Source organism: Halorubrum sp. SD690R (assembly GCF_005435035.1).
Taxonomy (GTDB): domain Archaea; phylum Halobacteriota; class Halobacteria; order Halobacteriales; family Haloferacaceae; genus Halorubrum; species Halorubrum ezzemoulense.
This window is the reverse complement of record NZ_SGTV01000035.1, coordinates 1-26,186: the sequence shown is the minus strand read 5'-3', so window position 1 is coordinate 26,186 and position 26,186 is coordinate 1. Positions and strand designations below refer to the sequence as shown.

General features: G+C 71.2%; 29 protein-coding genes and 1 pseudogene. 16 read left to right on the top strand and 14 right to left on the bottom strand.

What is annotated here, in order from left to right; all coding sequences use genetic code 11:
• A pseudogene (locus tag EXE41_RS15950) lies at nucleotides 1-193 on the top strand (hypothetical protein); the annotation flags it as partial.
• A gap of 34 nt (nucleotides 194-227) precedes the next feature.
• Here EXE41_RS15950 and EXE41_RS15945 read toward each other — a convergent pair.
• Together EXE41_RS15945 and EXE41_RS15940 are read right to left on the bottom strand one after the other, a co-directional pair.
• Nucleotides 228-1,256, bottom strand: a complete 1,029-nt coding sequence (locus tag EXE41_RS15945) for a glycosyltransferase family 4 protein (RefSeq protein WP_137691503.1) — start codon at nucleotides 1,254-1,256, stop codon at nucleotides 228-230.
• Nucleotides 1,257-1,378: 122 nt separating this feature from the next.
• Nucleotides 1,379-1,657: a DNA-directed RNA polymerase subunit L gene (locus EXE41_RS15940; protein ID WP_049931324.1), complete on the bottom strand. Its 279-nt coding sequence runs from the start codon at nucleotides 1,655-1,657 to the stop codon at nucleotides 1,379-1,381.
• 113 nt (nucleotides 1,658-1,770) lie between these two features.
• Between EXE41_RS15940 and EXE41_RS15935 the strand changes: the two genes are divergently transcribed.
• Both EXE41_RS15935 and EXE41_RS15930 read left to right on the top strand, forming a co-directional pair.
• Complete coding sequence (locus EXE41_RS15935) at nucleotides 1,771-2,340, top strand: N-acetyltransferase (protein ID WP_049931325.1); 570 nt, start codon at nucleotides 1,771-1,773, stop codon at nucleotides 2,338-2,340.
• A complete protein-coding gene (locus tag EXE41_RS15930; protein WP_137691502.1) occupies nucleotides 2,337-2,849 on the top strand; it encodes a GNAT family N-acetyltransferase in 513 nt (170 codons plus the stop codon). The genes EXE41_RS15935 and EXE41_RS15930 overlap by 4 nt, the downstream gene beginning before the upstream one ends.
• A 72-nt stretch (nucleotides 2,850-2,921) precedes the next feature.
• Here the strand turns inward: EXE41_RS15930 and EXE41_RS15925 are convergent, their stop codons facing one another.
• The 4 genes from EXE41_RS15925 to EXE41_RS15910 are packed head-to-tail and all read right to left on the bottom strand — an operon-like array spanning nucleotide 2,922 to nucleotide 5,644.
• A complete protein-coding gene (locus EXE41_RS15925) occupies nucleotides 2,922-3,569 on the bottom strand; it encodes a 30S ribosomal protein S3ae (protein WP_049931327.1) in 648 nt (215 codons plus the stop codon).
• Entirely contained in the window at nucleotides 3,566-3,910 is a 345-nt protein-coding gene (locus EXE41_RS15920) for a KEOPS complex subunit Pcc1 (RefSeq protein ID WP_086216341.1), read from the bottom strand. The genes EXE41_RS15925 and EXE41_RS15920 overlap by 4 nt, the downstream gene beginning before the upstream one ends.
• A 1-nt stretch (nucleotide 3,911) precedes the next feature.
• Nucleotides 3,912-5,126 (bottom strand): exonuclease RecJ, encoded by a 1,215-nt coding sequence (locus tag EXE41_RS15915; protein ID WP_137691501.1) that lies wholly within the window; start codon nucleotides 5,124-5,126, stop codon nucleotides 3,912-3,914.
• Between the two features lie 50 nt (nucleotides 5,127-5,176).
• Nucleotides 5,177-5,644 carry a 30S ribosomal protein S15 gene (locus EXE41_RS15910; protein ID WP_049931330.1) on the bottom strand — a complete coding sequence of 156 codons (468 nt, stop codon included), beginning with the start codon at nucleotides 5,642-5,644 and terminating at the stop codon, nucleotides 5,177-5,179.
• A 355-nt stretch (nucleotides 5,645-5,999) separates the two neighbouring features.
• On the opposite strand from EXE41_RS15910, the gene EXE41_RS15905 reads away from it, so the two are divergent.
• The 4 genes from EXE41_RS15905 to EXE41_RS15890 all read left to right on the top strand — a co-directional run bounded on the left by EXE41_RS15905 (nucleotide 6,000) and on the right by EXE41_RS15890 (nucleotide 10,144).
• Entirely contained in the window at nucleotides 6,000-7,565 is a 1,566-nt protein-coding gene (locus EXE41_RS15905; RefSeq protein WP_086216343.1) for a Na+/H+ antiporter NhaC family protein, read from the top strand.
• Complete coding sequence (locus EXE41_RS15900) at nucleotides 7,562-7,831, top strand: hypothetical protein (RefSeq protein ID WP_049931332.1); 270 nt, start codon at nucleotides 7,562-7,564, stop codon at nucleotides 7,829-7,831. Before EXE41_RS15905 ends, EXE41_RS15900 begins: the two co-directional genes overlap by 4 nt.
• A gap of 373 nt (nucleotides 7,832-8,204) precedes the next feature.
• Nucleotides 8,205-8,888, top strand: a complete 684-nt coding sequence (locus EXE41_RS15895) for a PHP domain-containing protein (protein WP_049931333.1) — start codon at nucleotides 8,205-8,207, stop codon at nucleotides 8,886-8,888.
• A gap of 5 nt (nucleotides 8,889-8,893) precedes the next feature.
• The gene (locus EXE41_RS15890; RefSeq protein ID WP_094583179.1) at nucleotides 8,894-10,144 is read left to right on the top strand and encodes an asparagine synthase-related protein; all 1,251 of its coding nucleotides are present in this window, start codon (nucleotides 8,894-8,896) and stop codon (nucleotides 10,142-10,144) included.
• Nucleotides 10,145-10,403: 259 nt separating this feature from the next.
• On the opposite strand, the gene EXE41_RS15885 is transcribed toward EXE41_RS15890, so the two are convergent.
• Complete coding sequence (locus EXE41_RS15885; protein ID WP_086216345.1) at nucleotides 10,404-11,084, bottom strand: uracil-DNA glycosylase family protein; 681 nt, start codon at nucleotides 11,082-11,084, stop codon at nucleotides 10,404-10,406.
• A 297-nt stretch (nucleotides 11,085-11,381) separates the two neighbouring features.
• On the opposite strand from EXE41_RS15885, the gene EXE41_RS19390 reads away from it, so the two are divergent.
• Together EXE41_RS19390 and psmB are read left to right on the top strand one after the other, a co-directional pair.
• The gene (locus tag EXE41_RS19390; protein ID WP_167373065.1) at nucleotides 11,382-11,549 is read left to right on the top strand and encodes a hypothetical protein; all 168 of its coding nucleotides are present in this window, start codon (nucleotides 11,382-11,384) and stop codon (nucleotides 11,547-11,549) included.
• 257 nt (nucleotides 11,550-11,806) lie between these two features.
• The gene (psmB, locus tag EXE41_RS15880) at nucleotides 11,807-12,538 is read left to right on the top strand and encodes an archaeal proteasome endopeptidase complex subunit beta (protein WP_049931335.1); all 732 of its coding nucleotides are present in this window, start codon (nucleotides 11,807-11,809) and stop codon (nucleotides 12,536-12,538) included.
• Nucleotides 12,539-12,615: 77 nt separating this feature from the next.
• Here psmB and EXE41_RS15875 read toward each other — a convergent pair whose 3' ends face one another.
• The 3 genes from EXE41_RS15875 to EXE41_RS15865 all read right to left on the bottom strand — a co-directional run bounded on the left by EXE41_RS15875 (nucleotide 12,616) and on the right by EXE41_RS15865 (nucleotide 15,054).
• On the bottom strand, nucleotides 12,616-13,356 hold the full coding sequence (locus tag EXE41_RS15875; RefSeq protein ID WP_049931336.1) for a protein sorting system archaetidylserine synthase: 741 nt from the start codon (nucleotides 13,354-13,356) through the stop codon (nucleotides 12,616-12,618).
• A 141-nt stretch (nucleotides 13,357-13,497) separates the two neighbouring features.
• Nucleotides 13,498-14,550, bottom strand: coding sequence for a Brp/Blh family beta-carotene 15,15'-dioxygenase (locus tag EXE41_RS15870; RefSeq protein WP_086216346.1), 1,053 nt, complete (start codon nucleotides 14,548-14,550; stop codon nucleotides 13,498-13,500).
• A gap of 129 nt (nucleotides 14,551-14,679) precedes the next feature.
• A complete protein-coding gene (locus EXE41_RS15865) occupies nucleotides 14,680-15,054 on the bottom strand; it encodes a SlyX family protein (RefSeq protein ID WP_049931338.1) in 375 nt (124 codons plus the stop codon).
• Between the two features lie 178 nt (nucleotides 15,055-15,232).
• Here EXE41_RS15865 and EXE41_RS15860 point away from each other — a divergent pair, with 178 nt between their 5' ends.
• Both EXE41_RS15860 and EXE41_RS15855 read left to right on the top strand, forming a co-directional pair.
• Nucleotides 15,233-16,015 carry a bacteriorhodopsin gene (locus tag EXE41_RS15860; RefSeq protein WP_080508572.1) on the top strand — a complete coding sequence of 261 codons (783 nt, stop codon included), beginning with the start codon at nucleotides 15,233-15,235 and terminating at the stop codon, nucleotides 16,013-16,015.
• A 65-nt stretch (nucleotides 16,016-16,080) separates the two neighbouring features.
• Entirely contained in the window at nucleotides 16,081-16,305 is a 225-nt protein-coding gene (locus tag EXE41_RS15855) for a hypothetical protein (RefSeq protein WP_086216347.1), read from the top strand.
• A gap of 87 nt (nucleotides 16,306-16,392) precedes the next feature.
• On the opposite strand, the gene EXE41_RS15850 is transcribed toward EXE41_RS15855, so the two are convergent.
• Nucleotides 16,393-18,456: an AAA family ATPase gene (locus tag EXE41_RS15850; RefSeq protein WP_137691500.1), complete on the bottom strand. Its 2,064-nt coding sequence runs from the start codon at nucleotides 18,454-18,456 to the stop codon at nucleotides 16,393-16,395.
• Nucleotides 18,457-18,678: 222 nt separating this feature from the next.
• Between EXE41_RS15850 and EXE41_RS15845 the strand changes: the two genes are divergently transcribed.
• From EXE41_RS15845 to EXE41_RS15830, 4 genes are all read left to right on the top strand, one after another.
• The gene (locus EXE41_RS15845; protein WP_137691499.1) at nucleotides 18,679-20,679 is read left to right on the top strand and encodes a bacterio-opsin activator domain-containing protein; all 2,001 of its coding nucleotides are present in this window, start codon (nucleotides 18,679-18,681) and stop codon (nucleotides 20,677-20,679) included.
• 34 nt (nucleotides 20,680-20,713) lie between these two features.
• Nucleotides 20,714-21,205: an SRPBCC family protein gene (locus EXE41_RS15840; protein ID WP_086216350.1), complete on the top strand. Its 492-nt coding sequence runs from the start codon at nucleotides 20,714-20,716 to the stop codon at nucleotides 21,203-21,205.
• A 109-nt stretch (nucleotides 21,206-21,314) separates the two neighbouring features.
• On the top strand, nucleotides 21,315-22,448 hold the full coding sequence (locus EXE41_RS15835; protein WP_085682739.1) for an SPFH domain-containing protein: 1,134 nt from the start codon (nucleotides 21,315-21,317) through the stop codon (nucleotides 22,446-22,448).
• Between the two features lie 91 nt (nucleotides 22,449-22,539).
• On the top strand, nucleotides 22,540-23,151 hold the full coding sequence (locus EXE41_RS15830; protein WP_049932491.1) for a MarR family transcriptional regulator: 612 nt from the start codon (nucleotides 22,540-22,542) through the stop codon (nucleotides 23,149-23,151).
• A gap of 6 nt (nucleotides 23,152-23,157) precedes the next feature.
• Here the strand turns inward: EXE41_RS15830 and EXE41_RS15825 are convergent, their stop codons facing one another.
• From EXE41_RS15825 to EXE41_RS15815, 3 genes are all read right to left on the bottom strand, one after another.
• Nucleotides 23,158-23,412 carry a hypothetical protein gene (locus EXE41_RS15825; protein ID WP_049932489.1) on the bottom strand — a complete coding sequence of 85 codons (255 nt, stop codon included), beginning with the start codon at nucleotides 23,410-23,412 and terminating at the stop codon, nucleotides 23,158-23,160.
• Nucleotides 23,413-23,565: 153 nt separating this feature from the next.
• Complete coding sequence (locus EXE41_RS15820) at nucleotides 23,566-24,114, bottom strand: DUF84 family protein (protein WP_049932488.1); 549 nt, start codon at nucleotides 24,112-24,114, stop codon at nucleotides 23,566-23,568.
• Nucleotides 24,111-24,908, bottom strand: coding sequence for a cobalamin-binding protein (locus EXE41_RS15815; protein WP_089308097.1), 798 nt, complete (start codon nucleotides 24,906-24,908; stop codon nucleotides 24,111-24,113). The genes EXE41_RS15820 and EXE41_RS15815 overlap by 4 nt, the downstream gene beginning before the upstream one ends.
• A gap of 255 nt (nucleotides 24,909-25,163) precedes the next feature.
• Between EXE41_RS15815 and EXE41_RS15810 the strand changes: the two genes are divergently transcribed.
• Nucleotides 25,164-26,138: a transcription initiation factor IIB family protein gene (locus tag EXE41_RS15810; RefSeq protein WP_006114298.1), complete on the top strand. Its 975-nt coding sequence runs from the start codon at nucleotides 25,164-25,166 to the stop codon at nucleotides 26,136-26,138.
• The last annotated feature ends 48 nt before the right edge of the window (nucleotides 26,139-26,186 follow it).

Sequence of the window (26,186 nt, the reverse complement as noted above, 5' to 3'; positions counted from 1 at the left end):
GGTGTACGGCGACCCCCCGACCGGGTCGCCGTACACCTCGCCGTATCAGGGCGCCGGGGCGGGCGGGGACGAGAGCCCGTACGGCGGGGCGACCGGCAGCACGCGCGGGGTCATGGAGACCGCGGACGGCTTCCGGGTCACGCACCCGGAACCGGTGACCGAGTTCGACGTGTTCCGGGGCGACGAGGACTGAGCGGGGCGTCTCGGGGAGAAGGGGTTCGAACGGATTACGCGACGTCTTCGTACACGGCGAGCGTGTCCTCCGCCACGTCCAGCCACTCGCGGCGCCCGTACTCCGGCGGCTCCTCGCGGTCGAGCGCCTCGATGAGCCCGTCGACGATCGACTCCGAGTCCGTCTCGACCTCGACGAGGCAGCCGTCGGGGAGCACCTCCGCGACGCCGGACGGCGTCGCGACGACCTGCGTGCCCGCCTCCAGCGCCTCCGTGATCGTGATCCCGAACGGCTCGGCGTACGAGGGCGAGACGAACGCGTCCGAGGCGGCGTAGTAGTCGCCGAGCTCTGCCTCGGGGACGTAGCCGACGAACTCGACCCGGTCCTCGATGCCGAGCAGCTCGGCGAACCGCTTCAGCTGCTCGGTCTGGTGGCCCGACCCGCCGACGACGAGCGTCACGTCGCGGCCGCGGAGCTTCTTGGTCGCGTACAGGAGGTGCGAGATCCCCTTCTGGTCGGTGTGGCGGCCGACGAAGAACAGCATCTCGCCGTCGATACCGAGGTCCTCGCGGACGTCCTTCCCAGAGAACTGCGGCGTCGAGAAGCCGTTGTACACGACCCGCGAGTCCGCGTCGTACAGCTCTCGGATGTCCTCGCGGACGATCTCGCTGACCGCGATGTTGGTGTCCGCGGCGTTCGCGAGCCGGCGCTCCGTCTCGACCTCGCGGCTCGGCGGGTCGATGTTGCGGTCGCTCGCCAGCGAGTGGAACGAGGCGACCCACGTCGCGTCGGACTCGCGGGCGGCGGCGCGACCGGGCCCGTACCCGAACCAGTCGTGGGTGTGGATCACGTCGTAGTCGGGCGCGAGTTCGGCGAGGCGGTCGGAGAGCTCCCCGACGCGCGCCGCGACGTCGCCCTCGCCGGTCTCGACGGGTTCGAGTCCCGGCTCGTCGTCGGGCGCGAACTCCGCCGGCAACACCAGCGCGGCGTCGACACCGAGTTCGTCGCGGAGCCCGGTGAACAGTTCTCCCACGTGGACGTCGAGCCCGCCGGTGATGTTCGGCGGGTACCCCCACCCCAGCATGAGTACGCTCGGCGGCATACACCCCCGTTTCGGGAGTCGGCACTTAGGTATGCCCCTCGTAGCGCGCAGGGGACCGGAAAACGGAGAGCGGAAAGAGGTCCGTCCGCGGTCAGACCGCGCGGTCAGGCCGCGCGAACCGCGTCGCGCAGGGCGTCCGTGCGCTCGGTGATCGACTCGGCGGCGTCCCCGAGCACGTCGAGCGGGTCGCCCTCCTCGGCCTTGACGGTGAGGACGGGTTCGGTCTGGCCCCCGGACTGCTCGGGATTCATGTCGTAGGTCGCGGCCGCGACGTCGTCCGACTCCAGCAGGGCGCCCTTCAGCACGTTCATGAACGTGTGATCCTCGCCCGCGATCTCGATGTGGAGTTCCGTGTCGGTCTTCTCGATGACCCGCAGTTCCATACCCGAGAGGTCGAGCGAGCGGCGTTTCAAGCTTTCGTCTCCCGGATATCGCCGGATGCGGACGGGTCGCACGCGGCCGGAAAACACTTCTCTCGCCGACCGAGTTACCGGGTATGTCCGGCGATCGACCCGCGATCCGACGGCTGCCGTCCGACGAGGAGGCCCTCCGCCGCTACGCGGCCGACTTGTGGCTCCCGTACAACCGCGACCTCGCCGACGCCGTCGGGGCCCACGACCTCGCGGACTGGCCCGAGGAGCGCTTCGTCGAGCGACACGTGGAGTTCGCCCGGAACCAGCTGGACGATTCGGGAAGCCGCGGCTGGGTCGCCGCGACCGCCGCCGACGGGGCGGCCGACGCCGCGGTCGACCCCGCGACCGCCGCCGTGACCGATCCCGACCTGGACCTCGTCGGCCTGCTGATGACGAGCGTCGACGCGTGTCCCGACCCGTTCGATCGCCCGGACCGGCTGGTGATCGGCGAGATATACGTCGCGGCGCCGTACCGCGGCACCGGCCTCGCGGACCGGTTCGTCGAGCGCGCGGTCGCCGACGCCCGCGACCACGGCTGCGGGCAGCTCCGGCTCGACGTGGACGTCGACAACGAGCGAGCCGTGGCGTTCTACGAGCGGACCGGGTTCGAGGAGTACCGCAAACAGATGACGATGGCGGTCGATCCGGAGTGACCCCGACGATCAGGCGGCTCCGGCGGGGCGACGTGCGACCGCTGGTCGAGGACCTGTGGCTGCCGTTCGCGCGCAAGATGGCGCGGCTCGCCGATCGGAACGCGCTCGCGGACGACGTCGACCTCGTCGCCGCGGGCGTCGAACACCGACGGGACAAGCTCGACGACGACGAGGCGGTGACGTGGGTCGCCGTCGCGGACGGCGAAACGGGCGATGACGCCCGCCTCGTCGGCTACGCCGCCGCGAGCCCCGAGTCGTCCGCACCCGTGTTCGCCGTGGGCGACCGACTCCACGTGAGCGAGCTGTACGTCCGGCCGCCGCGCCGCGGCGAGGGTATCGGGCGGCGGCTGCTCGACCGCGCCCGGGGGGCCGCCGCCGACCGCGGCTGCGAGCGCGTCACGCTCGACGTCGACGTCGAGAACGAGTCCGCTCGCGGCTTCTACGGGGAGTGTGGCTTCGAGTCGGCGCGAATCCGGATGGCCGCCGACACGGCGTCGGACGCGGACTGACCCGCTCGGTGACGGCGCGGCCGCTCGGGAAGGGATAAACGCAAAACGGGGCCGCGTCGGGTGGACGAGCCGTTACTCGTCGGCGTCGACCGCGACTTCGTCGGCGTCGACGTCGACGGCGGCCTCCTCCTCGGCGGCGACCTCGCGCGGGCGCGCTTCGAGGGTGAGCTTCTGGACCTCGACGCGGCGGAGCGGGTAGATCTCCTTGGCGTCGCCGTAGATGGCCGACGAGAGGTTCCCGTCGACGATCGCGTCGACGAACGCCTCGAAGGTGCGCTCCTCGGCGGCCGCGTGGACCTTGTCGATCATGACGCGGCGGATCGCCTTCTCCTGGGACCGGTCGGCCTTCTTGGTCGTCAGGGCGACGGGCTGGACGCGGATGCGGTAGTCGTCCGTGGTCAGCACCGTGATCGACGCCTCGACCTTCGAGGCGCCGCGGCGGACGAGCGAGCGCAGGTAGTCGCGCGTCAGCTCGTACTTGATGAACTCGGTGTACGCCGAGTCGCTGCCCACGTCGGTGATCTTGAAGGTCAGCTTCGTGTTGTTCGCGTTGGAGTCGCCCGTCAGCTCGTCGAGCGTCGTCGTGATCGTGCGGCCGACGACCTGCTGGGGCTCCTCGGCGAGGGTCTCGCCGAGCTCCTGTCGGTCGAACTGTTCGGGCGCCAGCACGGAGTACCAGCGCTTCTGTTCTCTGCTCTTGGATACGGATCGTTCGCTCATGTGTCGGTGTGTGTGTCGGTGTCGGTCGTCTGTGGTTCGTCTGTGGAGTCGAGGGTGTCGGCGGAGTCGGCGTCTGCGGCGATATGCGACCGAGCGCGCTCGACCACGCGGTCGGCGACGCGCAGGTTCACGAGGTGGTCGTCCAGCGTCGACTGGAGCCCGCCGGTGGTCGGTCGCGCGACGGTACAGGCGACGGCGTCGCCGTCGACGCGCGTGCGCATCGAGTCGGTCTCGTCCGGCCCGACCGCGGCCGCGACGGTCGCGGCGTCGGCGTGCGTGGTCCGGACCGTCGCGGTCCGGTCGGCGTCGCCGCCGGCCGTTCGGGGGGCGTCGTCGGACATCTCAGATCGCCTCCCGGAGCGCGGCCAGCGCCCCCGTGATGTCGGCGTCGCCGGGCCCGGCGGTCTCGACGGCGATCCCGCCGCGAGCGGGGGTCCCCCAACCGTCGCCGCCGACCTCGTCGGCGGCGGTCCGGCAGGCGTCGCCGAGCCCGATCGGCTCGACGGCAGCGGCCGCGAGCCGGCCCGCGCCCTCGTCGAGCGCGACTGCGACGGGTTCTGGTGACCGGAAGTCCCGGACGAGTCGGGCGACCGTCGGCAGGACCGCCGGCGCCGCGTCGACGCGGGCGACGACGCAGCCGTCGTACCGGCCGACCGTCGCGTCGTCGAGCGCCCGGTGCGCCGCCAGTCCGTGGCGGTGCCAGGCGTCGAGCGCGGCCGTCCGAAGCGACGGAGCCGGGTCGCTCGCGAGCGCGAGCGCGACCCCCGTCCCGGGCGCCTCTCGGGCGAGCGCGTCGAGCACGTCGGCGTAGCCGCCGACCGTCTCGAGGGGACCGTCCGTCGCGTACGGACGGAGCGCGCGCTCGACCGCAGCGGCCGCGCGCTCGCTCGTATCGTCGCCGTCGACCGCGTCGACCGCGACCAGCGACGCGAAGCGCCGGCGGTCGTCGGCGTCGGGGTCGGCGGACAGTCCCAAGGGATCGAGCGCGTCGCGCGCCCCATCGGGGTCGCCGGAGTACCGCGTCGACGCGAGCGTCGAGGCCGCGAGGGCCTCGGCCCGCGAGGGGGCCGCGTCCGCGCCGTCGGTCTCGTGAGCGGCGCGCTCGCCGCCTGAAACCGGGAGCGCGACGCCGGGCCGCCGCTCGACGCGGCCGGCCCGCTCCGCGGCGTCGAGCGCGTCGCCGGAGCCGTCGGCGCCGGGGATCGACCCGGCCGCGACGACGCCGGCGAGCGCGACCACGGGGTCGGGTTCGACGCCGAGGGCGCGGGCGACCGCGAAGGCGGCCGTGCTCGCCGGTCGTCCCGTTCCGGGGATCGCGTGCGGCCCGCGGTCGACGCCGACCGTTACCGCGACGCCGTCGTCGACGTCCGCCGGCACCGGGTCGCGGTCGACCCGAGCCTGGAACGGCGTGCCCGTCGCTCGGAGCGCTCGCGCGAGCAGCCCGGCGGCTGCCAGCGCGTCGCCGTCGTCGGTCGCGACGAGCCGGACGAACGGCGCGTCTGCGAGGACGCCGGCGAGCGCGTCGGAGGCGGGCGTGGCGGACGTCGCTTCGGTCATGTGTGGTGTGTCGGTCGGGATCGGTCGCTCGGTGTCGCCGTGCTAGCCGCTCACTCCTCTAAGAGCTCGACGGCGTTCTCGTAGGTGTACGTGAACTCCTCGTCGATCTCGTCGCCGCGGTAGTAGTTCGCGAGGCGGCGGATCTTCGACTCCGTGTTCTGGAGCGCGCGCTTGTTCTGGTGGTCCTGCCCGTTCTCCGCCATGTGCTCGCGCAGGCGAACCGCCTGCGACATGAGGTTGCGGAGGTCTTCCGGGATGTCGGCGTCGGCGTCGTGTTCCTCGAGGATCTCGGTGACCTTCTTGCCGGTCGCCAGCTTCACGTCGGGGACCGGGACGCCCTTGACGCCCTCGTCGCGCAGCTTGAGGCCGATGACGCTGGGGTCGTGGCCCTGCTCCGCCAGTTCGACGACGCGGGACTCGATGTCCTCGGCGTCGACGTCGCTCCACTCCGGGGTCTCGTCCGTCGCCGGTTTGTCCGAACCGGACGAACCGCGACGGCGCGTGTGCATTCGTGCCATTGTCTGTCTGGTTGGAACGGCACAACCGCAACGTGACCGGGACTCCGCGCGGCGCGGCTACGGATCGCTCGCGGAGCGAGCGCTCCGACCGGACGGTCCGCGCGAGCGGGCCGCCCGACCGCGACGCCGGAGGCGTCGGCGCACTGCTACATTCCCAAGCCGCGGGCGAAAGGGCCCCGGCGAGTCGGATCTGCAGCTGTGCTGTTCCCGTCAGGACGGTCGCCGTCGGGGGTCTTAAGCGTGTTCTTGTCCCCGCGTGAGGCGATTCCGTCGGGCGAACGCTCCCGGTCCGTCTGACGGAGCGCACACGGGGATTTACGTGAGCCGTCGGTCTCCGAAGGCGTGTGAGAGATAAATGACCGACACGACAGCGGGGACCCCGGCCGCGACCGACGGCGGTGACCCCCCAGACGGCAGCGACTTCGGCGTCGGCGAGGAAGGGAGCGACGACCCGCGGATCGAGTTCCGCGGGGGGAAGTGGGCGAGCACCCTCCCGCTCGTCTTCTTCATCGCCTGGGCGATCTTCCAGAGCGGCGTCCTCGGGATCGGTGACACCAACGGGCTCGTCGTGGGCGCGTTGGTCGGAACGACGCTCGGGATGTTCCTCGTCCGCGGCGACTGGAAGGCGTACGCCGACACGATCTTCGAAGGGATGACCCAGCGCGTGGCCGCGACCGCGATCGTCGCGTGGCTCTGGGCCGGGATGTTCGCCCAGACGCTCCAGGCCGGCGGCTTCGTCGAGGGGCTCATCTTCGCGGCCGACGCTCTGAACGTCGGCGCGTCGACGTTCCCCGCGGCCGCGTTCATCCTCTGCGGCCTCCTCGCGACCGGGATCGGCACCGGATACGGGGCGACCGTCGCGTTCGTGACGCTGTTCTTCCCGGCCGGCGTGCTCATCGGCGCGAACCCCGTGCTGCTGTTCGCCGCGATCCTGTCGGGCGCCGTCTTCGGCGACAACCTCGCGCCCGTCAGCGACACGACGATCGTGAGCGCCGTGACGCAGGACGCGGACATCGGCGGGGTCGTCGCCTCGCGGTTCAAGTACGCTATCGCGGCGGCGGTCCCGGCGTTCGCCGCGTACCTGATCGCCGGCTCGGCCATGGCCGGCGTGAGCCTCGAGGGCGCCGTCGCGCTCCGCGAGTCCGCGAACGCCCTCGGACTAGTCCACCTGCTCTCGATGGGAGTCGTCATCGTCACCGCGGTCGCGGGCCGTCACATCGTCGAGGCGATCTCGTGGGGGCTGGTCGTGGCGGTCGCGTCCAACCTCCTGTTCGGGCTGTCGAGCGCGAGCGACATCGTCGCCTTCACCGTGACGGAGGCCGGGGCGCTCTCCGGGCTCCCGGTCGTCGAGGTCGGCGAGACCGCGGGCGTCGGCGGGAGCCTCTACACGGGCGCGGTCGGGTTCTTCCCGCTGATCGTCCTCACCCTTCTCATCGTCGCGATGGCGCAGATCATGATCCGCGGCGGCGGCTTCGAGGCGATCCAGACGTTCCTCCTCGACCGCGTCGCGACGACCGTCCGCCGGGCGGAGCTGACGATGGTCCTCGGCACCGCGACGATCAACGGGATGATCACGATAAACACCGCGGCGGAGATCGCGATCGCCCCGTACGTCGCCCGGATCGGCGAGAAGTTCAATATCAACGGCTACCGGCGCGCGAACATCTTGGACGCCAACACCTCCGCGCTCGGCTACATCTTCCCGTGGGCGGGCGGCGTGTTGGTCGGGTACCAGGTGATGGTCGGGCCGGACGGCCTCGGGTCCCAGTACGGCCCCGAGATGGTCGTGAACCCCATCGAAGTCGTGCCGTACGTCTTCCACGGCTGGTTCCTCGTGGCGATATTCATCATCGCCGCGATCACCGGCTTCGGGCGGGAGTACATCCCCGACCGCGCCTCCGAGGAGGTGTCCCGCGCATGAGCGTCTTCGACAAGTTCCTCGCCGGGTGGTCGTTCCGGGGATCGACACCGGACTACGCGGCCGGGGACGCGATCGAAGTGATGGTGACGGGCGAGTCCGACGGCGGCGTACACGTCGCGCGCATCGGCGACTCGACGCTCCGGATCGAGGGCGCGCCCGGGGACGCGGTCGACACTCGGGTCGTCGTCGACGTGGAGTCGTGGGACGAGTCGAGCCACACCGGGCGCGCGACCTATCGGAAGACCGTAGGCGGGAGCGCGTTTTAGCTAGCACTCGGTGGTTGGGGGTTCTTTTTCATCGGTTCCGCCGTCCGTATATAAACAACCGAGGGCGGACCGGTGGCGAACGCCGCCAAAGCCTCGCCGCGAGGACTCGCGCACAGCACCTCACGCCTCCCCAGCCCCGTCGCTCACTGCCCGCGGTTTCACCGCTCGCAACGGGGGTGCTCGCCTCGCTCGCACATCGCACCGTTCGCGACTCCCTCGCGCGTGCGACTCGCGCCCTCCGGCCGCTCGTCGGCACGCGCCACCGCAGTTGCTTTTAGATAACAGATCGTCGAAATGGGGTTCGATCGCCGCGAAGCGGCGTGAACCGGCGCGGACCGGGGCGCTTTTCATCACCACGCTCGAACCGTCAGGCGTGCTATCGGTCGAGCTCCACGCGCACTCCGCGCTGTCGTACGACGGGCGCGACCCGGTCGACCTCCTCTTGGAGCAGGCGGCCGCGGTCGGGCTCGACGCGCTCGCCGTCACCGACCACGACGAGATCGACGCCAGCATCGAGGCGGCCGAGAAGGCCCCCGACTACGGGCTCGTCGGCATCGTCGGCATGGAGGTGACCTGCGCGGTCGGCCACGTGCTCGCGTTCGGCATCGACGAGCGCGTCGAGAGCGGCCTCCCCTTCGACGAGACGCTCGACCGGATCCGCGACCAGGGCGGGATCGCGGTCGTCCCCCACCCCTTCCAGAAGTCCCGCCACGGCGTCGCCGCGCACGTCAGCGACGAGCGGCTCGCGAGCGCGGACGCGATCGAGGTGTACAACTCGCGGCTGTTCACCGGCCGCTCGAACCGACAGGCCGAGAAGTTCGCCGTCCGCAACGGGCTCCCGATGACCGCCGGCAGCGACGCCCACATCTCCGAGATGGTCGGGCAGGCGGTGACGGAGGTCGGCGCCGACGAGCGCTCCGCGGACGCGATCCTCGACGGGATCGCCGACGGGCGGACGAGCGTCGTCGGCAAGCGCACCCCGTGGCGGGTCTCGCTCCGGCAGTTCGGCGGGGGCGCCAAGCGCCGCGCGCTCCGCGCGCTCGACGCCCTCCGGTGACCGCGATGACGGCCCCTTCCTCGTCCGACCTCCGCGGCGCCCCCGCGGACCGCGTCCGTGCCGCGCTCCGCGACGGCGACCCGCTCCCCGGCGGGTGCGGCTTCGCCGGGCTGCTGGCCGAGCCGCCGAGTTTGGACCCGCGGGACCGCGACGGGCCGAACCGCGACGGCCCGGTGCTCGTCCGCGATGTCCTCGGCCGACAACCGCTGTTCGTCGAGCGCGAGGCGCTCGATCCGGGGACCGCCCGCATTCCCGCGGCGACCGACGCGTGGGCCTTCGACCGCGGCGCGCTCGCCGATCCGGAGCCGGTGCCCGCGGGGAGCGTGGTCTCGGCCGGCGGTACCGAACGCGTCTGGCGGCTTCCCGACCCGGCTCCGACCGCCGATCCGGAGGCCGCGCTGGCGGCGGTCGACGGCGCGGTGAGCGCGGCGCTCGGGGACCTCGCGGCATCAACTCGGTCCGGGGGAGACGACGAGAGCAGTGACGGCAACCTCGCGGTGGCCTTCTCCGGCGGCGTCGACTCCGGCCTCGTCGCCGCGGCCGTCCCGGAGGCCCCCTGCTACGTCGCCGGCTTCGAGGGGAGCCACGACATCGCTGCGGCGCGCGAGGCCGCGAGCGCGATGGACCGCGACCTGCGCGTCGTCGAGGTCACGCATGACGACCTCACGCGAGCGGTCCGCGCGGTGGCGGCCGCGACCGGTCGCCGGAACCCGATGGACGCGTCCATCGCGGTGCCGCTGTTCATGACGGCCGAGGCGGCCGCGGCCGACGGGTTCGATCGCCTCGCGGTCGGACAGGGGGCCGACGAGCTGTTCGGCGGGTACAGCAAGGTCGTCGACCCCGCCGAGGACTCCCGGGTCGACGCCGACACCGTCCGCGGCGCCCGGACCGAGACCGTCCGGACGCTGCCCGATCAGCTGGAGCGGGACGTGCTCGCGCTCCGCGCCGCGGGGGTCGAGCCCGCGACGCCGTTGCTCGACGACCGTGTCGTCGGCGCCGCGCTGGCGCTCCCGGACGCCCTGCTCGTCGACGGCGACGAGCGGAAGGTCGCGCTCCGCCGCGTCGCGAGCCGGCGGCTGCCGGAGTCGGTCCACGCCGCGGAGAAGAAGGCGGTCCAGTACGGCACGTACGTCTCCCGCGAGCTCGACCGGCTCGCGCGGCAGGCGGGCTACAAGCGGCGAATGGACGACCACGTCGGGAAGTACGTCGAGGCGCTGTGTAGCGAGGAAAAACCGGCCGGTGAGGGCCGGGACTGACCAAGTCGCCGCGGGGAGTACCAGTCCTGCGGCCGACGCCCGATCGGTCGGGCGTCTACTCACGGATCGGCGGGACAGGTATAAAATCCGGATAGTAGTGACAAATATGACACCCTCGCGGCCGCGATAGAAAACGATCGGCCGCAGATGTGAGCGATTACTGCCGGATCACCGTATCGGTAGCGCGCTTTGCCGGGGAAAGTTCACGTCCATCCGGACGTGGGAGGCCGGGTCGCGGGCTCGGCGAGCGATCGCCGCGTCAGCGGACGAGGTACGGGTCGCTGCCGGCAATGAAGCGACCGAGGTCGCTCTCGCGGCGGAAGTCGGTTGACCGGAGCTCTCGGAGCGAGTCAACGAGCCGATCGGCGTCGCCGTCCGCCCAGTCGGCGGGGTCTTTGATCGGGACGACGAGCCAGCCGGCGCCGAGCAGCTCCTCGCCGTGGAGCCCGTCCATGTCTATCTCGGTCTTCCGAGCCCGGGCGGTGTAGGTTTCGAGGACGTGTTCGGTCGCCCGCGCGCCCACCGGGAGCAGCACGTGCGCGGCGATGGCGCGGAGCTCCGCGTCGAAGAACCGCTCCATGTCGGCGTAGGCGGCCTCGTCGGGCGGCGCCTCGCCCGCGCACATGTGAAGGTACGAGAGGAACGTTCGGCCGGTTCGAACGGGGTCGACCGCCGTCGGGTCGCCGTCGCGCGCGACGCCGTCGGGGGCGACTTCCTCGGCGACACCCGCGATCAGTCCGGCGTCCGAGAGCGCCGACAGGAACGCGGGCGACCACGCCTCGCCGGTGAACGGGACGCCCGCCGCGGTCCCGCCGTGGACGCCCGGGCGGTCGCCGACGACGTGGAAGTCGGCGTTGGCGTCGCCGTAGCCGGGGACGAACGAGGGGCAGTCGGGGCGCATCCCGAAGGGGTTCCGGATCCGGTCCGTGACGTTCTGCACGCGAGAGGGTAGGCGCGCAGGCCGTTAAATCCCGTTCGGTCCGGCGCGAGCGACTCGGGGACGCCCCGCGGCGGCGAGCGAGCCGATGCGAGGCGCACGAGGCGACGAAGATCCTCATAAGTTATGAGAATAAACGAGGTCAAACCGGGCTGGGATACGCGTCGATCGACGCGGAACGAGAGATATTTCAGGATCGTTAATCAATGACCGGAAACCGCAAGACAGCGTCGAGGTGTCCTCGGCGCGGCCCACGGAAGATATTTATATACCCCTCCGTTGGGGTGTGACAGAAGTCCAATGTTCGACCGCATCCGTACCGCGGCCCTCTTCGGGCTGCACCAAGCGTCCGTCGCCGTCGGAATCTCGCTGTTCCCGGTGGCCGTCTTCGCGCGTCAGCACCTCGGCATCAACGTCCCGGTCGGTCGGCTCGTCGAGACGACCACCGAGGCCGTCGACCAGGAGTGATCGCGCGCCGACAGTAGCTCGTTCTCCGCGACCGACCAGACGCCGAGCGACGGCGAGACTCCCCTTCGACCCGCGATCCCGCACAGCTCTCCTCGTGCCCGTCGCAGCCCCGCAGCGCCCGCTCCGAGGTCCGTCGCGATCCAGCGTCCCCCGCCGCGGTCGGCCGGTCGCGGCCCGGCGACGGATAGGCCCGTCGGAACCGGTCGGCGGCCCCCGAAGGGTTGCCTTTATCAGCGCGCCGGGCGAATGTGGGCGTAATGCGAACACCGACTGGCGACCTCTCAGACGGGCCGGCTGCCGACCTCGGCCGCGACCAGCCTGTCTTCGGACCGGAGCTCGGCGAGTTCGAACACAGCGAGCGCCGCGCCGCGAAGGCGGAGGGCGACGGCGAGATGAAGACGGGGACCACTACCGTCGGCATCAAGGCCGACGAGGGCGTCGTGATGGCGACCGACATGCGCGCCTCCCTCGGCGGCATGGTCTCCTCGAAGGACGTCCAGAAGGTCGAGGAGATCCACCCGCGCGGCGCCCTGACCATCGCGGGCTCCGTCTCGGCGGCCCAGAACCTCATCTCGACGCTTCGCGCCGAGACGAGCCTCTACGAGGCCCGCCGCGGTAAGGACATGTCCATGGAGGCGCTGTCGACCCTGACGGGGAACCTCCTCCGCTCCGGGGCGTTCTTCGTCGTCCAGCCGATCCTGGGCGGCGTCGACGACGAGGGCGCGCACATCTACTCCATCGACGCCCTCGGCGGCACGACCGAGGAGGAGTACACTGTCACCGGCTCCGGGTCGCAGTACGCGCTCGGTGTCTTAGAGCAGGAGTACGACGACGAGGTCAGCATCGACGAGGCGAAGACCATCGCCGCGAAGGCGATCCAGTCCGCCGTCGAGCGCGACCTCGCCTCGGGCAACGGGATCAACGTCGCCGTCGTCACCGAGGACGGCGTCGACATCACCCGGTACAAGGAGTTCGACGACCTGCTGTAGTCGGCGTCAACGGGACGCCGCTTCGGTATTTCTTCGCGAGTCCCGACCCGCCAGCGGAGGCGCTCGCGGCCGCTCGGTCACCGCCGGAGCTCCGGCGGCGCCTGAATCCCGTCGCCCCAGTAGAACCGCGGGCCGAGGACGAGGTAGCCGCTGGCGAGGAACAGTAGCGCGAACGCGAACCCCTCGCCGATCCACGCCGGGAGCGCGCTCGTCGCCATGTGACCGGCGGGGGTGAGGATCACGGCCGCCTGAACGACCCCCATCACGAGCGCGTCCTGCGCGTGGAGGTCCGGGTAGGTGACCGTCGACCCCATGAGCAGCGCGAACGCCGTCGTGGCCGCGACGAGCGGGACCGGGGCGGTGTAGCCCGCGATGACGGCGGCGGCGAGCACCGTCGCGGCCAGCGTCGTCGGAACGCCCACCGTCTCGCGGGCGCCGTCCTCGTCGGCCGTGTAGAGGCCGAGGCGGGCGACCGCGGCGGCGACGAACAGCGCGCCCGCGCCGACGACGGCGGCGACGAGCGCGGGGTCCGTCGCGAGCGAGCGCCCGTCGCGGACGACGGCGGCGACGAGCGCGGCGGGCGCAACGCCGAAGGAGGCGACGTCGGCCAGCGAGTCGAGGTACGGGCCGGCGGGAGTCGACCCGCGGTGGCGGGCGACGACCCCGTCGAGCCCGTCCGCGACGGCGGCGAGGAGGACGAGCCTGGCCGCGAGCGCGACGTCGACCGTCGCGGCGACGACGGCGAGGAACCCGACGGCGGCGTTGGCCACGGTCACCGCGTCCGCGAGCCCGAGCCGCCGAGCGAACCGCAGAGGCATACCGTATCGGTCGCCGAGCCGGGTTTTAGGGTTTGTTATCTCGTCGACCGCGCGGCGGCGGCCCGGTCGCGAGAGTCCGGGACTGCCGAGGTGTGTGTCGACCGAAACGGAGGGCGCGGCCGCGAGGCCAAGACGCCTCGGTCAGGGGACGTACCAGATGCCGCGGCCGAAGTCGAGCCATTCGCCGACCACGACGTGCGGCATCGCGATGACGCAGACGAAGATGGTGTAGAAGGCGACCGCGCCGGAGAGCAGCGAGCCGCCGGCCAGCGGGTTCGGCGCGACGGTCCACAGGGCGGTCGCGACGCTCGCCGTGACCAGCGCCCCGACGACGAGGACGCCCCACGCGACGACGAGCGAGACGCCTTCCGTCCGGTCGGGCTGCTCCTGTTCGACGACCATGCTCCGCGCCGACTGCCGAAGCGAGTACCACAGCGGGAAGTAGAGCCCGATGGCGACGACCACGGGCACGAGCGCGAAGTACGCGACGAGCAGCAGCGTCTCCGCGGCGTCGAGGAGCCACGACCGGCTGACGCCGCCGGTCGAGCGCAGGCTGGTCGCGAGGCCGCCGCCGAGGTGCGTCATCACGCCGAGCCCGAAGACCGCGCCGAGCGCCGTGGTGAACGTCTCCGGGTTCGAGGCGGCCGGGCCGGCCAACCGACCGTCGAAGACGCCCAACATGATGCCGGTGAAGCTGTAGTAGGTCTCGGTCCAGAAGACGGCGGGGACGATCATCACGGCGCCGCCGCGGATCAGCGCGGCGAGCGCTCGCTGGGGCTTGGTGGGGAGGTGGTCGGTTCCGATCAGCGCGTCCATCACGCGGAGGTCGCCGTGCCCGCCCTTCGCGACCGCCGTCCCGAACGCGAGCGCGAGCGCGGGCAACGGCGCGACGACGAACAGGGCCACGAACGACGCGACGAAGCCGAGGTAGAGCGCCACGTACCGCGCGCCGAACGGGAGCCCCCGCCGGCGGAGATTCGAGAAGTGTTCGTACCCCCCGTGCGGGAGGTTCAACGCGACCATCCCGACGAGGTACGCGATCATCTGAGTCCGGAGCGACACGTCGGTGCCGACCGCGGACAGGGCGCCGAATCCGACCGCGAGGAGGAGCAGCGCCACGCGCGAGGCACCGATGGCCGTCCGTTCCGGTTCACCGAGGAGTCGCTGCACCGGGCTCGCCGTCGTCGTCGACATGGACGTACGTACGGCCGTTACCGGGTTAGGGCCTCGTCGCCATTATTCGGTGCTTTATATTCGGGTCGTCCCTGCGACCGTCTCCGCGGGCGTTTCACCGCTCCGAAGGGGGCGGTTCGGGCGGCGGCGTCAGTACGTGTGAATCACTTCGCCGCAACGCGTGCACTCGATCGTGTCCGATCTGAACAGCCGCTCCTTCTTCTCCGTGGGGCCGTTACACTCGGGGCAGACGCCGATGTTCCGTCCGTCCGCCACGCGCGCAGACAGATCGAGGAACTGCCCTTCGAGCCGTTCGATCTGTTCGGACTGTTCTTCGACGACCGATTGGAGCTCCTCGATCGTCTCCTCGCGCTCCTCGACCGCGGTGGACAGCTCCTCGATGCGCTGCTCGTAGGCGTCTATCGCCTCGACGTCGATGGTGACGTCGTCGGTCTCCTCCGCTTCCTGTTCCGCAGTGCTTTCGCTACGCTGTTCGGCTTCAGCCTCGGCGTCGTCGTCTGCCATACGAGACTGGTAGAGCCCCAGGGTCATTACTTTCAGGCCGACAACGTCACCCCGACCCGCAGCCCGTCAGGGTCGACCGGCGCCGGACCCCGCGCCAGAAGGGGGCGTCGTCACGGGGCGATACCTGACTAGGTTGGCATCGATCTGAATAGAATATACACAGTATAACGAAGTGGGTATGGACCCGATAGCGCTAACCGCAGCCGTTGGAGCTGATCTGCTCGGGGACGGTCGCCCCGAGACGCTCTGGTTGGGCATAGGCACGCTACTGATGCTCATCGGGACCTTCTACTTCATCGTTAAAGGATGGGGGGTCACTGACAAGGAGGCCCGTGAGTACTACTCGATCACGATCCTCGTGCCGGGGATCGCGTCGGCAGCGTACCTGTCGATGTTCTTCGGCATCGGCCTGACGGAAGTTCAGGTCGGCAGCGAAATGCTGGACATCTACTACGCGCGGTACGCGGACTGGCTGTTCACCACGCCGCTGCTGCTGCTCGACCTCGCGCTGCTGGCGAAGGTCGACCGCGTGAGCATCGGCACGCTCGTCGGCGTCGACGCGCTGATGATCGTCACCGGACTCGTCGGCGCGCTCTCGCACACGCCGCTCGCGCGGTACACGTGGTGGCTGTTCAGCACGATCTGCATGATCGTCGTGCTGTACTTCCTCGCCACGAGCCTGCGCGCCGCTGCGAAGGAGCGCGGTCCCGAGGTCGCGAGCACGTTCAACACCCTTACGGCGTTGGTGTTGGTGCTCTGGACGGCCTACCCGATCCTGTGGATCATCGGTACCGAGGGTGCCGGCGTCGTCGGCCTCGGCATCGAGACCCTCCTGTTCATGGTGCTCGACGTGACCGCCAAGGTCGGGTTCGGCTTCATCCTGCTCCGCAGCCGCGCGATCCTCGGCGACACCGAGGCACCGGAGCCCTCTGCGGGCGCCGAGGCCTCCGCCGCGGACTGATCGGCTAGCGGACCCGACGCGGCAGAACAACACGGTTCAACCGTTTCCAGCGTTCATTTTTCGACATGACTGACACTACCACCGAACAGCCGCCAGTGCTGCGTACACGGTCCGTCGTCGGACTCGCCGCCTGCGTCGTGACCGCGCTCGTCGGGATATTCCTGATCCCGACGCTACAGGAGCCGGGAGGCGGGTTCAACGCCCGGTTCTGGACGATGGCGGCCTTGGAGCTGGTCGCCATGATCGGCGTCGTCTACTTCGTCCTCAACCTCCACGAGGAGTCGAACTGAGGCGGGCGAGAAGCGCGGCTCGCGTCGCACCGCCGATCGCGGCGGTGCCGTCGTTCTCCGCACGAGCCGCGCCCGTTCCCTGACCGTTCACTTCTCAGGCAGCCCGGCGTCGGCCCTCCCGTCCCGGGTCGAGGGCGATGTCTCGGCGAGCGCGCGCTCGAAGTGGTCACGCCCGACGGTCGGGTCGACCGGTCCGTCGTCGACGATCGCGTCCTCGATCGCGAGCAGCCCGGCCTCCCGGACCAGCGCCGCGATGTCGCCGCCGCTGTAGCCGCCGGTGCGGTCGGCGAGGGCGTCGAGGTCGACGCCGGCCGCCGTCGGCATCTCGCGGGCGTGGATCTCCAGAATCTCCCTGCGGGCGTCTCGATCGGGGAGCGGCGTCTCAACCGCCTTCTCGATCCGGCCCGGCCGGAGCAGCGCCTCGTCGATGGCGTCCGGGCGGTTCGTCGCCGCGATCACCGCGACGTCGGTCAGCGGCTCCAGCCCGTCGAGTTCGGTCAGAAGCTGCGACACGACGCGCTCGCCGGCGCCGGTGTCATCGCCGCGGCGCCGGGGCGAGATCGCGTCGACCTCGTCGAAGAAGATCACCGCCGGGGAGTTCTCGCGGGCGGTCGCGAACAGGTCGCGGACCGCCTTCTCCGACTCGCCGACGTACTTGTCGAGCAGTTCGGGCCCGTTCACCGGGATGAAGTTCGCGTCGCTGAGACTCGCCGCCGCGCGCGCGAGCAGCGTCTTCCCGGTTCCGGGGGGGCCGTACAGCAGCACGCCGGACGGGGGGTCGATCCCGAGCTCCGCGAAGCGGTCGGCGTACTCGAAGGGCCAGTACACCGCGCGCACCAGCTCCCGCTTCGCCTCGTCGAGCCCGCCGACCTCGTCCCAGCCGACCGCGGGGAACTCGACGGTGACCTCTCGCAGCCCGGTGGCCTCGACGTCGTTGAGCGCGGCGTCGAAGTCGGCCATCCGAATCGCGGTCCGGCCGTCGCGGCGGACCGCGCGCTCCAGCGCCGCGTCCGCGAGGACCGCCAGATCGGCGAACACGTACCCGTTGAGCCGCGCCGCGACCGCCTCGAAGTCGACGTCCATCGCGAGCGACGCGCCCTCGCAGAGCGCTTCGAGCGCGTCGGCGCGCTCGGCCGCCGTCAGCGGCTCGACCTCCAGTTCGCGGTCGAACCGCCCGCCGCGGCGCAGCGCCGACGGCACGCCGCTGGGGTCCGTGGTCGCGCCGATCACGACCGTCCGGTCCCCCGCGCGGAGCTCGTCGACCGTCGACCGGAGGCGGTCGGCCAGCGCGGAGTCGGCACCGTCGTCGGCCCCGAGCGCTTCGAGGTCGTCGAGGAGGACCACCGTCGGTTCCCCCGCGGGAACCGCCTCGACGAGCCGGTCGAGGCGGTCCGTGCGGTCGCTCGTCCGCTCGCCTCGGAGCCGGGCCGCCGAGGCGCGGACGAGCGTCGCGTCGGTCGCGGCCGCGACGGCCTCGACGAGCGTCGTCTTCCCCGACCCGCGCGGCCCGTGGAGGAGCAGCCCGAGCGTCGGAGAGCCGGCGGACTCGAAGGTCTCCGCCGCGTCGAACCGCGTGGAGACGGCGTCCAGGAGGCGGTCGAACGTCGCCGTCGGAACGACGCCGGCGCCGGGGCCACCGGTTCCCGGGGACTCGGCGACGACGTCCGGGCCGTCGTCGGCCGCGACGGCGATCTCGGTGTCGTCGCCGACGACCGCCGGCGACGAGGGGGTCACGTCCCGCACGTCGAACCGGAGCGTGAGCGCGCCGCCGAGGCGCGTCACCTCGACCTCGTCGCCGACGGCCACGGCCCGCCGATCGAGCCGGCGGCGGATGGCGTCCTCGCTCCGCTCGAGGTCGACGGACTGCCGGTGCCGGAGCGTGATCGACGACGCGACCGGGGGCGACGACGCCGCGACGGTCGCGTTGTCACCCGGATCGAGTCCGGCGCTCCGGCGGAGCCGCTCGGGGAGGAAGACGGCACGCGTCTGGGCGTCGACCGCGACGACCGGGGCGACGACGCGGTGCGACCCCTCGACGGCGATCGAACCGCCGGGGGCGACGCCGAGGTCGGCGAGGACGGCTTCGGGGAGGCCGACGCGGTCTTCGGGAACCGACGCGGGCGGCTCGCGGACCGGAACGCGCACGCTCATCGTGTCCGGGCTCGCTCGCGGGACGGTCCGGCGGCGACTATCGTCGACAGCATACGTTGATCGTTACGCCCACCGACCACAAAGTAATCACCCCCTAACTGGACAGCCGACTGGAGCCCGGGCGGTCGGTCCACGCCGTCCAAGTCGTCCGACCCGCGGGGGGAGACCCGGACCGCCGGAAGGCAGGCAAGCATTAACCCGTGTCGGTGCGAAGGGCGGAGTATGGCGAACGCTCGGGCGCTCCTCGTCCACCCGGAGGAGGGGAGCGATCGGATTGAGACGGCGCTCGGCGCCGCGGGGTTCGAAGTGACGCGCACTGACACGGCCTCGTCCGCGGTCGCGAAGGCGACGACCGGGGAGTACGACTGCGTCGTCAGCGAGTACGCCCTCGCTGGCGACGACGGGGTTGCGCTCGCGACCGCGATCGAGGAGTCCGACGCGGGCGTCCCGGTCGTGATGTTTACCGAGACGGACGAGGAGGGCGTCCCCGAGGCCGCCTTCGAGAACGGCGTCGACAGGTTCCTCCAGAAGAACGGGTCGGCGTCGATCGAACGGCTCGTCTCCGACGTCTCGACGGTCTGCTCGGGGGTGCCGACCTCGGAGCCGCGACAGGACGTGTCCGACCACGAGCCGTCCGCGGGAGAGGTGACGCGGGCCGTCGAGGACGCGCCGATCGGGATCAGCATGAGCGATCCGGACCTCCCGGACTACCCGCTCGTGTACGTCAACAACGCGTGGGAGGAGCACACCGGCTACCCGGTCGAGGAGGCGCTCGGCCGTAACCCGCGGTTCCTCCAGGGACCGGGGACGGACCCGGAGACCGTCGACGAGATCGGGGAAGCGATCGCGAACGAGGAGGAGGCGACCGTCGAGATCCGGAACTACCGGCGCGACGGGACCCCGTTCTGGAACGAGCTGACGGTCGCGCCGATCTACGACGAGGAGGGCGAGCTGGCCCATTACGTCGGGTTCCAGAACGACATCAGCGAGCGGAAGGCGGCGGAGCGGCTCGCCGAGGAGCGCGCCGAGAAGCTCGCGACGGAGCGGCGCTCGCTGGACAGGGTGTTGGGCCGCGTGAACGGGCTGTTCAGCGATATCAGTCGCATCCTCGTCGAGAACCGCGACTCGGGCGTCATCTCGGAGCGCGTGTGCGAGGTCGTCGCCGGCGAACCGGGGTACGCCGGCGGGTGGATCGGCGAGGTGTCGTCCGCGACCGGTCGGCTCGAGATACGCGCCGCGAGCGGCGTGGCGGTCGAGTCGGGCGCGACGTTCGACATCGAGGAGACGCCGGCGGAGGTACGGGAGACGGTCGAGACGGGGGAGCCGCACAGCGGCTCGATAGAGCACGTCGCCGACGGCCCGCTCGAACCGAAGACCGCCGGCGGGCGGCGCCTCCTCGTCGTGCCGCTGACGTACGGAGAGCGGCAGTACGGCCTGTTGGCTATCTACGGCAGCGGCGCGGACGTGCTCGACCGCCGCGAGCGGCGGGTGTGCGAGTCCGTCGGGAAGATGATCGCGAACGGGCTCCACTCCATCGAGACCACGGAGATACTCACGACCGACCGCGTGGTGGAGCTCGTGGTCGGGATCCGCGACTCGACGGCGTCGCTCGCGCGGATCGCAGACGCGGTCGGCGGGGAAGTTGAACACCTCGGGACGACGCGACTCGACGACGACGCCTGCGAACTGTACTTCCGCGCCGACGGCGAGGGCGTCGACCTCGACGAGCTCGCCTCCCTCCCGCTGGTCGAATCGATGCGGACCGTCTCGGAGACGAACGACGGCGTCAGCTTCGCCGTCACCGTCATCGAGTCGCCGCCGCTCACCCAGCTGGCCGATCACGGCGGCGTCGTCGCCGAGGCGACCGCCACGCCGGAGGGAGCGACGCTGACGATAGAGGCGCCGCCCGAGCGCGACGTCCGGTCGATCCTCGACGTGTTCCGCGACGAGTACGAGGGCGTCGAGCTCCGCTCGCGCGTCGAGCGCGAGAGCCGCGACCGGACCGTCGCTGAGTTCGCGGCCGCGGTCGACGAGCGGCTCACCGACCGGCAGCGGGCGGCGCTGAAGACCGCCGAGCTGAACGGCTACTTCGAGTGGCCGCGGCCGGTCGACGGGTCGGAGATCGCGGAGCGGATGGGTATCACCCGACAGACGTTCCACCAGCACCTCCGCGCGGCCGAGCGGAAGCTGGTCGAGGCGTACGTCGATCCCCGGTCGAACTGATGGCCCGGGGGTCTGTGAGCGGGGGTGCCGCCGCATGAGCGACGAGCAGTCGAGCCCGAGCGACGACGGGCCGGACGCGGGCGACGATCCGTTCGCCGCGAGCGACGCGATCGTCGTCGCGGCCGACCCCGAGTCCGTGTTCGCGTTCCTCGACGATCCGGCGAACCACGCGGCGGTCACGCCCGGGCTCACGGACGTTCGGGACGTCGAACCGCTGGCGAACGGCGGGAAGCGCCTCTCGTACACCTACCGGATGGCGGGAGTCGGCATCGACGGCGAGATCGTCCAGACCCTCCACGAGCCGTCCGAGCGCCACGTCTTCGAACTCCGGGGGCGGCTCACCGGCACCATCGACCTCCGGACCGAGCCCGTCGACCGGGGGACGGAGCTGACGTACGCCGCGACGTACGGCCTGCCGGAGAACGCGCTCACGAGGCTCGGCGCACCCGTTGTCCGTCGGTTCAACGAGCGGCAACTCCGGGCGGCGCTGGAGAACGTCGCGGCCGAGTTCGACGGGAACGAGTGACGCTTCGGGAGCGGGCAGCGCGCGGCCGCGGCGCCGCGACCCGGGGACTGCGGGACGGTACGGCGTCGACAGGCGAACTATTAACCGTGGGATAGCCTAACTAGGAGGCATGGAACCGATCACCCTCCAAGCCGGCCTCGGCTTCGGGCTCGTGAGCGTCGGCCTGCTCGCGCTTCTGCTCGTGGTCGTCACGCTCTGGCAGTCGTTCGAGATCGTCGACGCCTACGAGAAGAAGACGCTCACCGTCTTCGGCGAGTACCGCAAACTGCTCGAACCGGGGATCAACCTCATCCCACCGTTCGTCTCCCGCACGTACCCGTTCGACATGCGGACCCAGACGCTGGACGTGCCCCGGCAGGAGGCGATCACGCGGGACAACTCTCCCGTGACCGCCGACGCGGTCGTCTACATCAAGGTGATGGACGCGAAGAAGGCGTTCCTCGAAGTCGACGACTACAAGAAGGCCGTCTCGAACCTCGCGCAGACCACCCTCCGGGCGGTCCTCGGCGACATGGAGCTCGACGACACGCTGAACAAGCGCCAAGAGATCAACGCAAAGATTCGCAAGGAACTGGACGAGCCCACCGACGAGTGGGGGATCCGCGTCGAGAGCGTCGAGGTCCGCGAGGTCAACCCCTCGAAAGACGTCCAGCAGGCGATGGAGCAGCAGACCTCCGCCGAGCGCCGCCGCCGCGCGATGATCCTCGAAGCGCAGGGTGAACGCCGCTCCGCGGTCGAGCAGGCCGAGGGTGACAAGCAGTCCAACATCATCCGCGCGCAGGGTGAAAAGCAGTCCCAGATCCTCGAAGCACAGGGGGACGCCATCTCGACGGTCCTCCGCGCCCGCTCCGCCGAGTCGATGGGCGAACGCGCCATCATCGAGCGCGGCATGGAGACCCTAGAGGAGATCGGGAAAGGCGAGTCCACCACCTTCGTCCTCCCGCAGGAGCTCACCAGCCTCGTCGGCCGCTACGGCAAGGCCCTCTCCGGCTCCGACGTCCAGGAGATGGAGGGGCTCGACGGGAAGGAGTTCGACGCCGACACGCGGAAGATGCTCGGCCTCGACGACATCGACGAGATCCTCGGCCAGATCGAGGAGTCGGCGGAGATGAACGTCGAGGAGTTAGAGAAGGAGGCCGAGGCCGTGAAGTCGGGCGACGCCGGCGCGAGCATCAGGTCCGCGGACGAGGTCATCCAAGAGATGGACGACGAAGAGGCGGCGGAAGTGGAGAAGGAGCAGTAAATCGGCGCGGAGCGCGGTCAAGGCTGTCGATTCTCCGCGCCGAATTGGATCGAACGAAGTGTTTTTGTCGGGGCGTAGACTACTACTCGGCGTGACAGAGGGGTTCGACGGACGGAAACGCGAGACGCTCCGCCGCTTCGCCGCGGTCGGAGCGGCCGCGCCGTTCGTCGGCACCGCGAGCGCGGACGACGGAAGCGGGGACGCGAACGAGACGCGGGAGGCGATCCGCGGCTACGTGCCGACGACCCCCGGCGCGCACTTCTCGAAGCTCCGCGACGACCTCCGGCTCGGCACCGGCGAGGCGCAGTACCACCTCCGGAAGCTCGAAGAGGCGGGTGAGATCGAGTCGGTGAAGGACGCAGACTACCGGCGCTTCTTCCCCGCCGGGCGCTTCGACGAGACCGACAAACGGGCGCTCGGCTACCTGCGGCGAGAGACGCCCCGCGGGATGATCCTCGCGCTGTTGCGCGACCCGAGCGCCACCGGCGCCGACCTCGCGGAGGCCCTCGGCGTCTCGCGGCCGACGATAAGCGCGGCGGCCGCCGACCTGGAGGGCGCGGGCCTCCTCGACCGGACCGACGGCTACGCGCTGACCGAGCCGGAACGGCTGCTCACGCTCGTCGTCCGGTACGCCGACTCATTCGACGCCGAGGCCGTCGCGTTCGCCGACGAGGCGGCGTCGCTGGTCGCGTACGACCCCTGACTTCGGTCAGGCCGTGACCATCCACGTCGTGCCGGAGGAGTACCCCCACTTCTCGACGTCGATATCGGTGGCCGCGTCGACGACCGCGCTCATGTTCGCGCCGACCTCCTTCGCCGAGAGGTCGAGGTCGTTGGCGATCAGCCGCGACTTGAAGTACGTCCGGTCGGACGCGTTCTCGCGGAGGTACCGCAGGATACGCGCCTGTTTCGCGGAGAGGCCGGCCGATTCGGCTGCGACCGCGTCCGGGTGAGCCGTGCTCATACAGCCATCACGTCATCACCCCGCATAAGCCGGTTGGTAGGTCGGGTTAACACGCCGCTGTCCTGCGGTTTTCTACGGTGAGACGAGCGAGAGTCCCGTCCCAGCAGCGGGTTTGGGTACGGTCTTCGAACCGGGGCGGCGACGCGGACGGGCTCAGTACAGTTCGGCGACGAAGGGACCGAGCGCGCCGCTCACCGCGGCCGCGAGCGCCTCCGCCCGGTCGACGCGACCGTTCGTGAGCGCCCCGACGGCGCCGCCGCGCGTCGCGACGCCGTCGGTGCCGAGGAGGTCGTCCATCACGGGACCGAGTTCCGCCCCGTCGTCGATGCGGGCGGCGACGTTCGCCGGGAGCGCGAGGCTCGGCCCGGCGGCGCGGCCGACGCGGTCGCCGTCGGTCACGGCCGCCCACATGATCAGGAACCGCTCGTCGGCGCCGTCGAATCCCGCGACGCCGCCCTCGATGCCGACGCCGAGGTCGCGGTCGGGTTCGAGCGCCGCGCGGGCCCGGTTCTCCGCGCCCGCGACCGTCTCGGCGTGGCCGGTCGGCTGCTCGCTCACGCGGGAGTCGACCGGGACCGACTCGACCGCGACGCCGGTCGGACCGCCGGGGAGGTCGTCGTCGCCCGCCGACCCGACCGCCAGCTCGACCGCGCGCCGCTTCACCGGGTTGCCGCTGCCGACGCCGACTCGCAGGATCGTCATGTCCGGGCGTCGTCGTCCGGCGCCGAAAACGCCTCGGGATGGAGCAAGCGCGCCAGCCGCTCGACGCCGTCGATCAGGGCGGGGCTCGGCTGGTTCAGGAGGGAGTCGTCCAGGACGTGAACGGGGGCGTCGACCCACTCGCGCCCGGCGACGCCGGCGGGGTCGACGCGGTCGCCGTGCCCGCAGACGTGGACGACGACGTGGTCGGGATCGGCGCGCTCGACGTCTGCGGGCTCCACCTCGCGGGAGCGCTCGCCCGGCTCGGCGAACGGGTAGCGTCCGCCGGCGGCGCGGACGGCGTCGGGGACCCAGTTGCCGGCTGCCATCGGCGGGTCGGACCACTCCTCGCAGTACACGGTCGGACGGCGGCGGTCGGCGACGGCCTCGGCGATCCGGTCGAGTCGCTCGCGGGCGTCGGCCGCGAGGCGCTCGCCGGCCTCGGGGCGGCCCACATCGGCGCCGCGGGCCGCGAACCCGTCCAACGCGTCGTCGAGCGTTGCGGGCTCGCGGTGCGCGACGTCGAGGCCGCGGTCGCGGCAGGCGGCCGCGAGGTCGGCCTGGAGCGCGTCGCTCGTGAGGACGACATCCGGGTCGAGGGCGGCGACGCGGTCGAGGTCGGGGTTCAGCCACCCGCCGACGGCGGTCGGGAGGTCGGGACCGTGCGCCGACCCGGGGTCGGAGCCGTCCGGGAGGTCGCAGTGGGCGGTGACGCCGACGAGGCGGTCGGCCGCCCCGAGGCCGGCGACCGTCGCGGTCGCGCTCGGTGCGAGCGAGACGACACGGGGCGCGGACATGGCGTCCGATCCGGTCGCGGTCGTCTCAACGGTTTCGATCGCCACGCTGACGCGGCGCCGCGGCGGTGATAGCGGCCGCAGGCGGCCGAGGTCGTCCGCGCGTCCCGACCGATCGGGGATCGGCGAAAACGCGTGATAGATCGTGTTCTTTTGTCGAGATCCGAGCGACACGTTCCGGTCGTTTTAAGTTATCTTCTGCCGACGGTAACGTAAGATCGCTCTCGGGCAGTTTCAGTTTCCGGGGGCCACCGAGCTATGAGTGAACGACTACACACACGGGGGAGTCGCTCCCGAACGGAGACGAACGAGGAGGAATCGGAGAACACGGACGAGACGCTCAGCTGCCCGGAGTGCGGCGGGCACGTCATCAACGACGAGGAACACGGGGAGACCGTCTGCAGCGACTGCGGGCTCGTCGTCGAGGCGGACTCGGTCGACCGCGGCCCGGAGTGGCGCGCGTTCGACTCCCGCGAGAAGGACGAGAAGAGCCGCGTCGGCGCCCCGACGACGAACACGATGCACGACAAGGGGCTCTCGACGAACATCGACTGGCGCGACAAGGACGCGTACGGCCGGTCGCTCGGCGCGCGCCAGCGCCAGAAGATGCAGCGGCTCCGCAAGTGGAACGAGCGGTTCCGCACCCGCGACTCCAAGGAGCGCAACCTGAAGCAGGCGCTCGGCGAGATCGACCGCATGGCGAGCGCGCAGGGGCTCCCGGACAACGTCCGCGAGACGGCCTCGGTCATCTACCGACGCGCGCTCGACGAGGACCTGCTCCCCGGTCGCTCCATCGAGGGCGTCTCCACCTCCTGCGTGTACGCCGCCGCCCGGATGGCCGGCGTCCCGCGCAGCCTCGACGAGATCGCCGACGTGTCGCGCGTCGAGAAGGCCGAGATCGCGCGGACGTACCGCTACGTCGTCCGCGAGCTGAAGCTCGAAGTGAAGCCGGCCGACCCCGAGCAGTACGTCCCCCGGTTCGCCTCCGACCTCGAACTGAGCGAGGAGTCGGAGATGCGCGCGAAGAGCCTCCTCCGCAACGCCAAGGAGAAGGGCGTCCACTCGGGTAAGTCGCCGGTGGGCCTCGCCGCGGCCGCCGTCTACGCCGCCGCGCTCCTCACGAACGAGAAGACGACGCAGGCCGCCGTCTCGGAGGTCGCCGACATCTCCGAGGTCACCATCCGGAACCGGTACCACGAGCTGCTGGAGGCCGAGGACGGCCTCGTCGCGTAAGCGGACGCTTTCCCCGCCGACCCGACCGACCCCCACGCCGTTCTACCC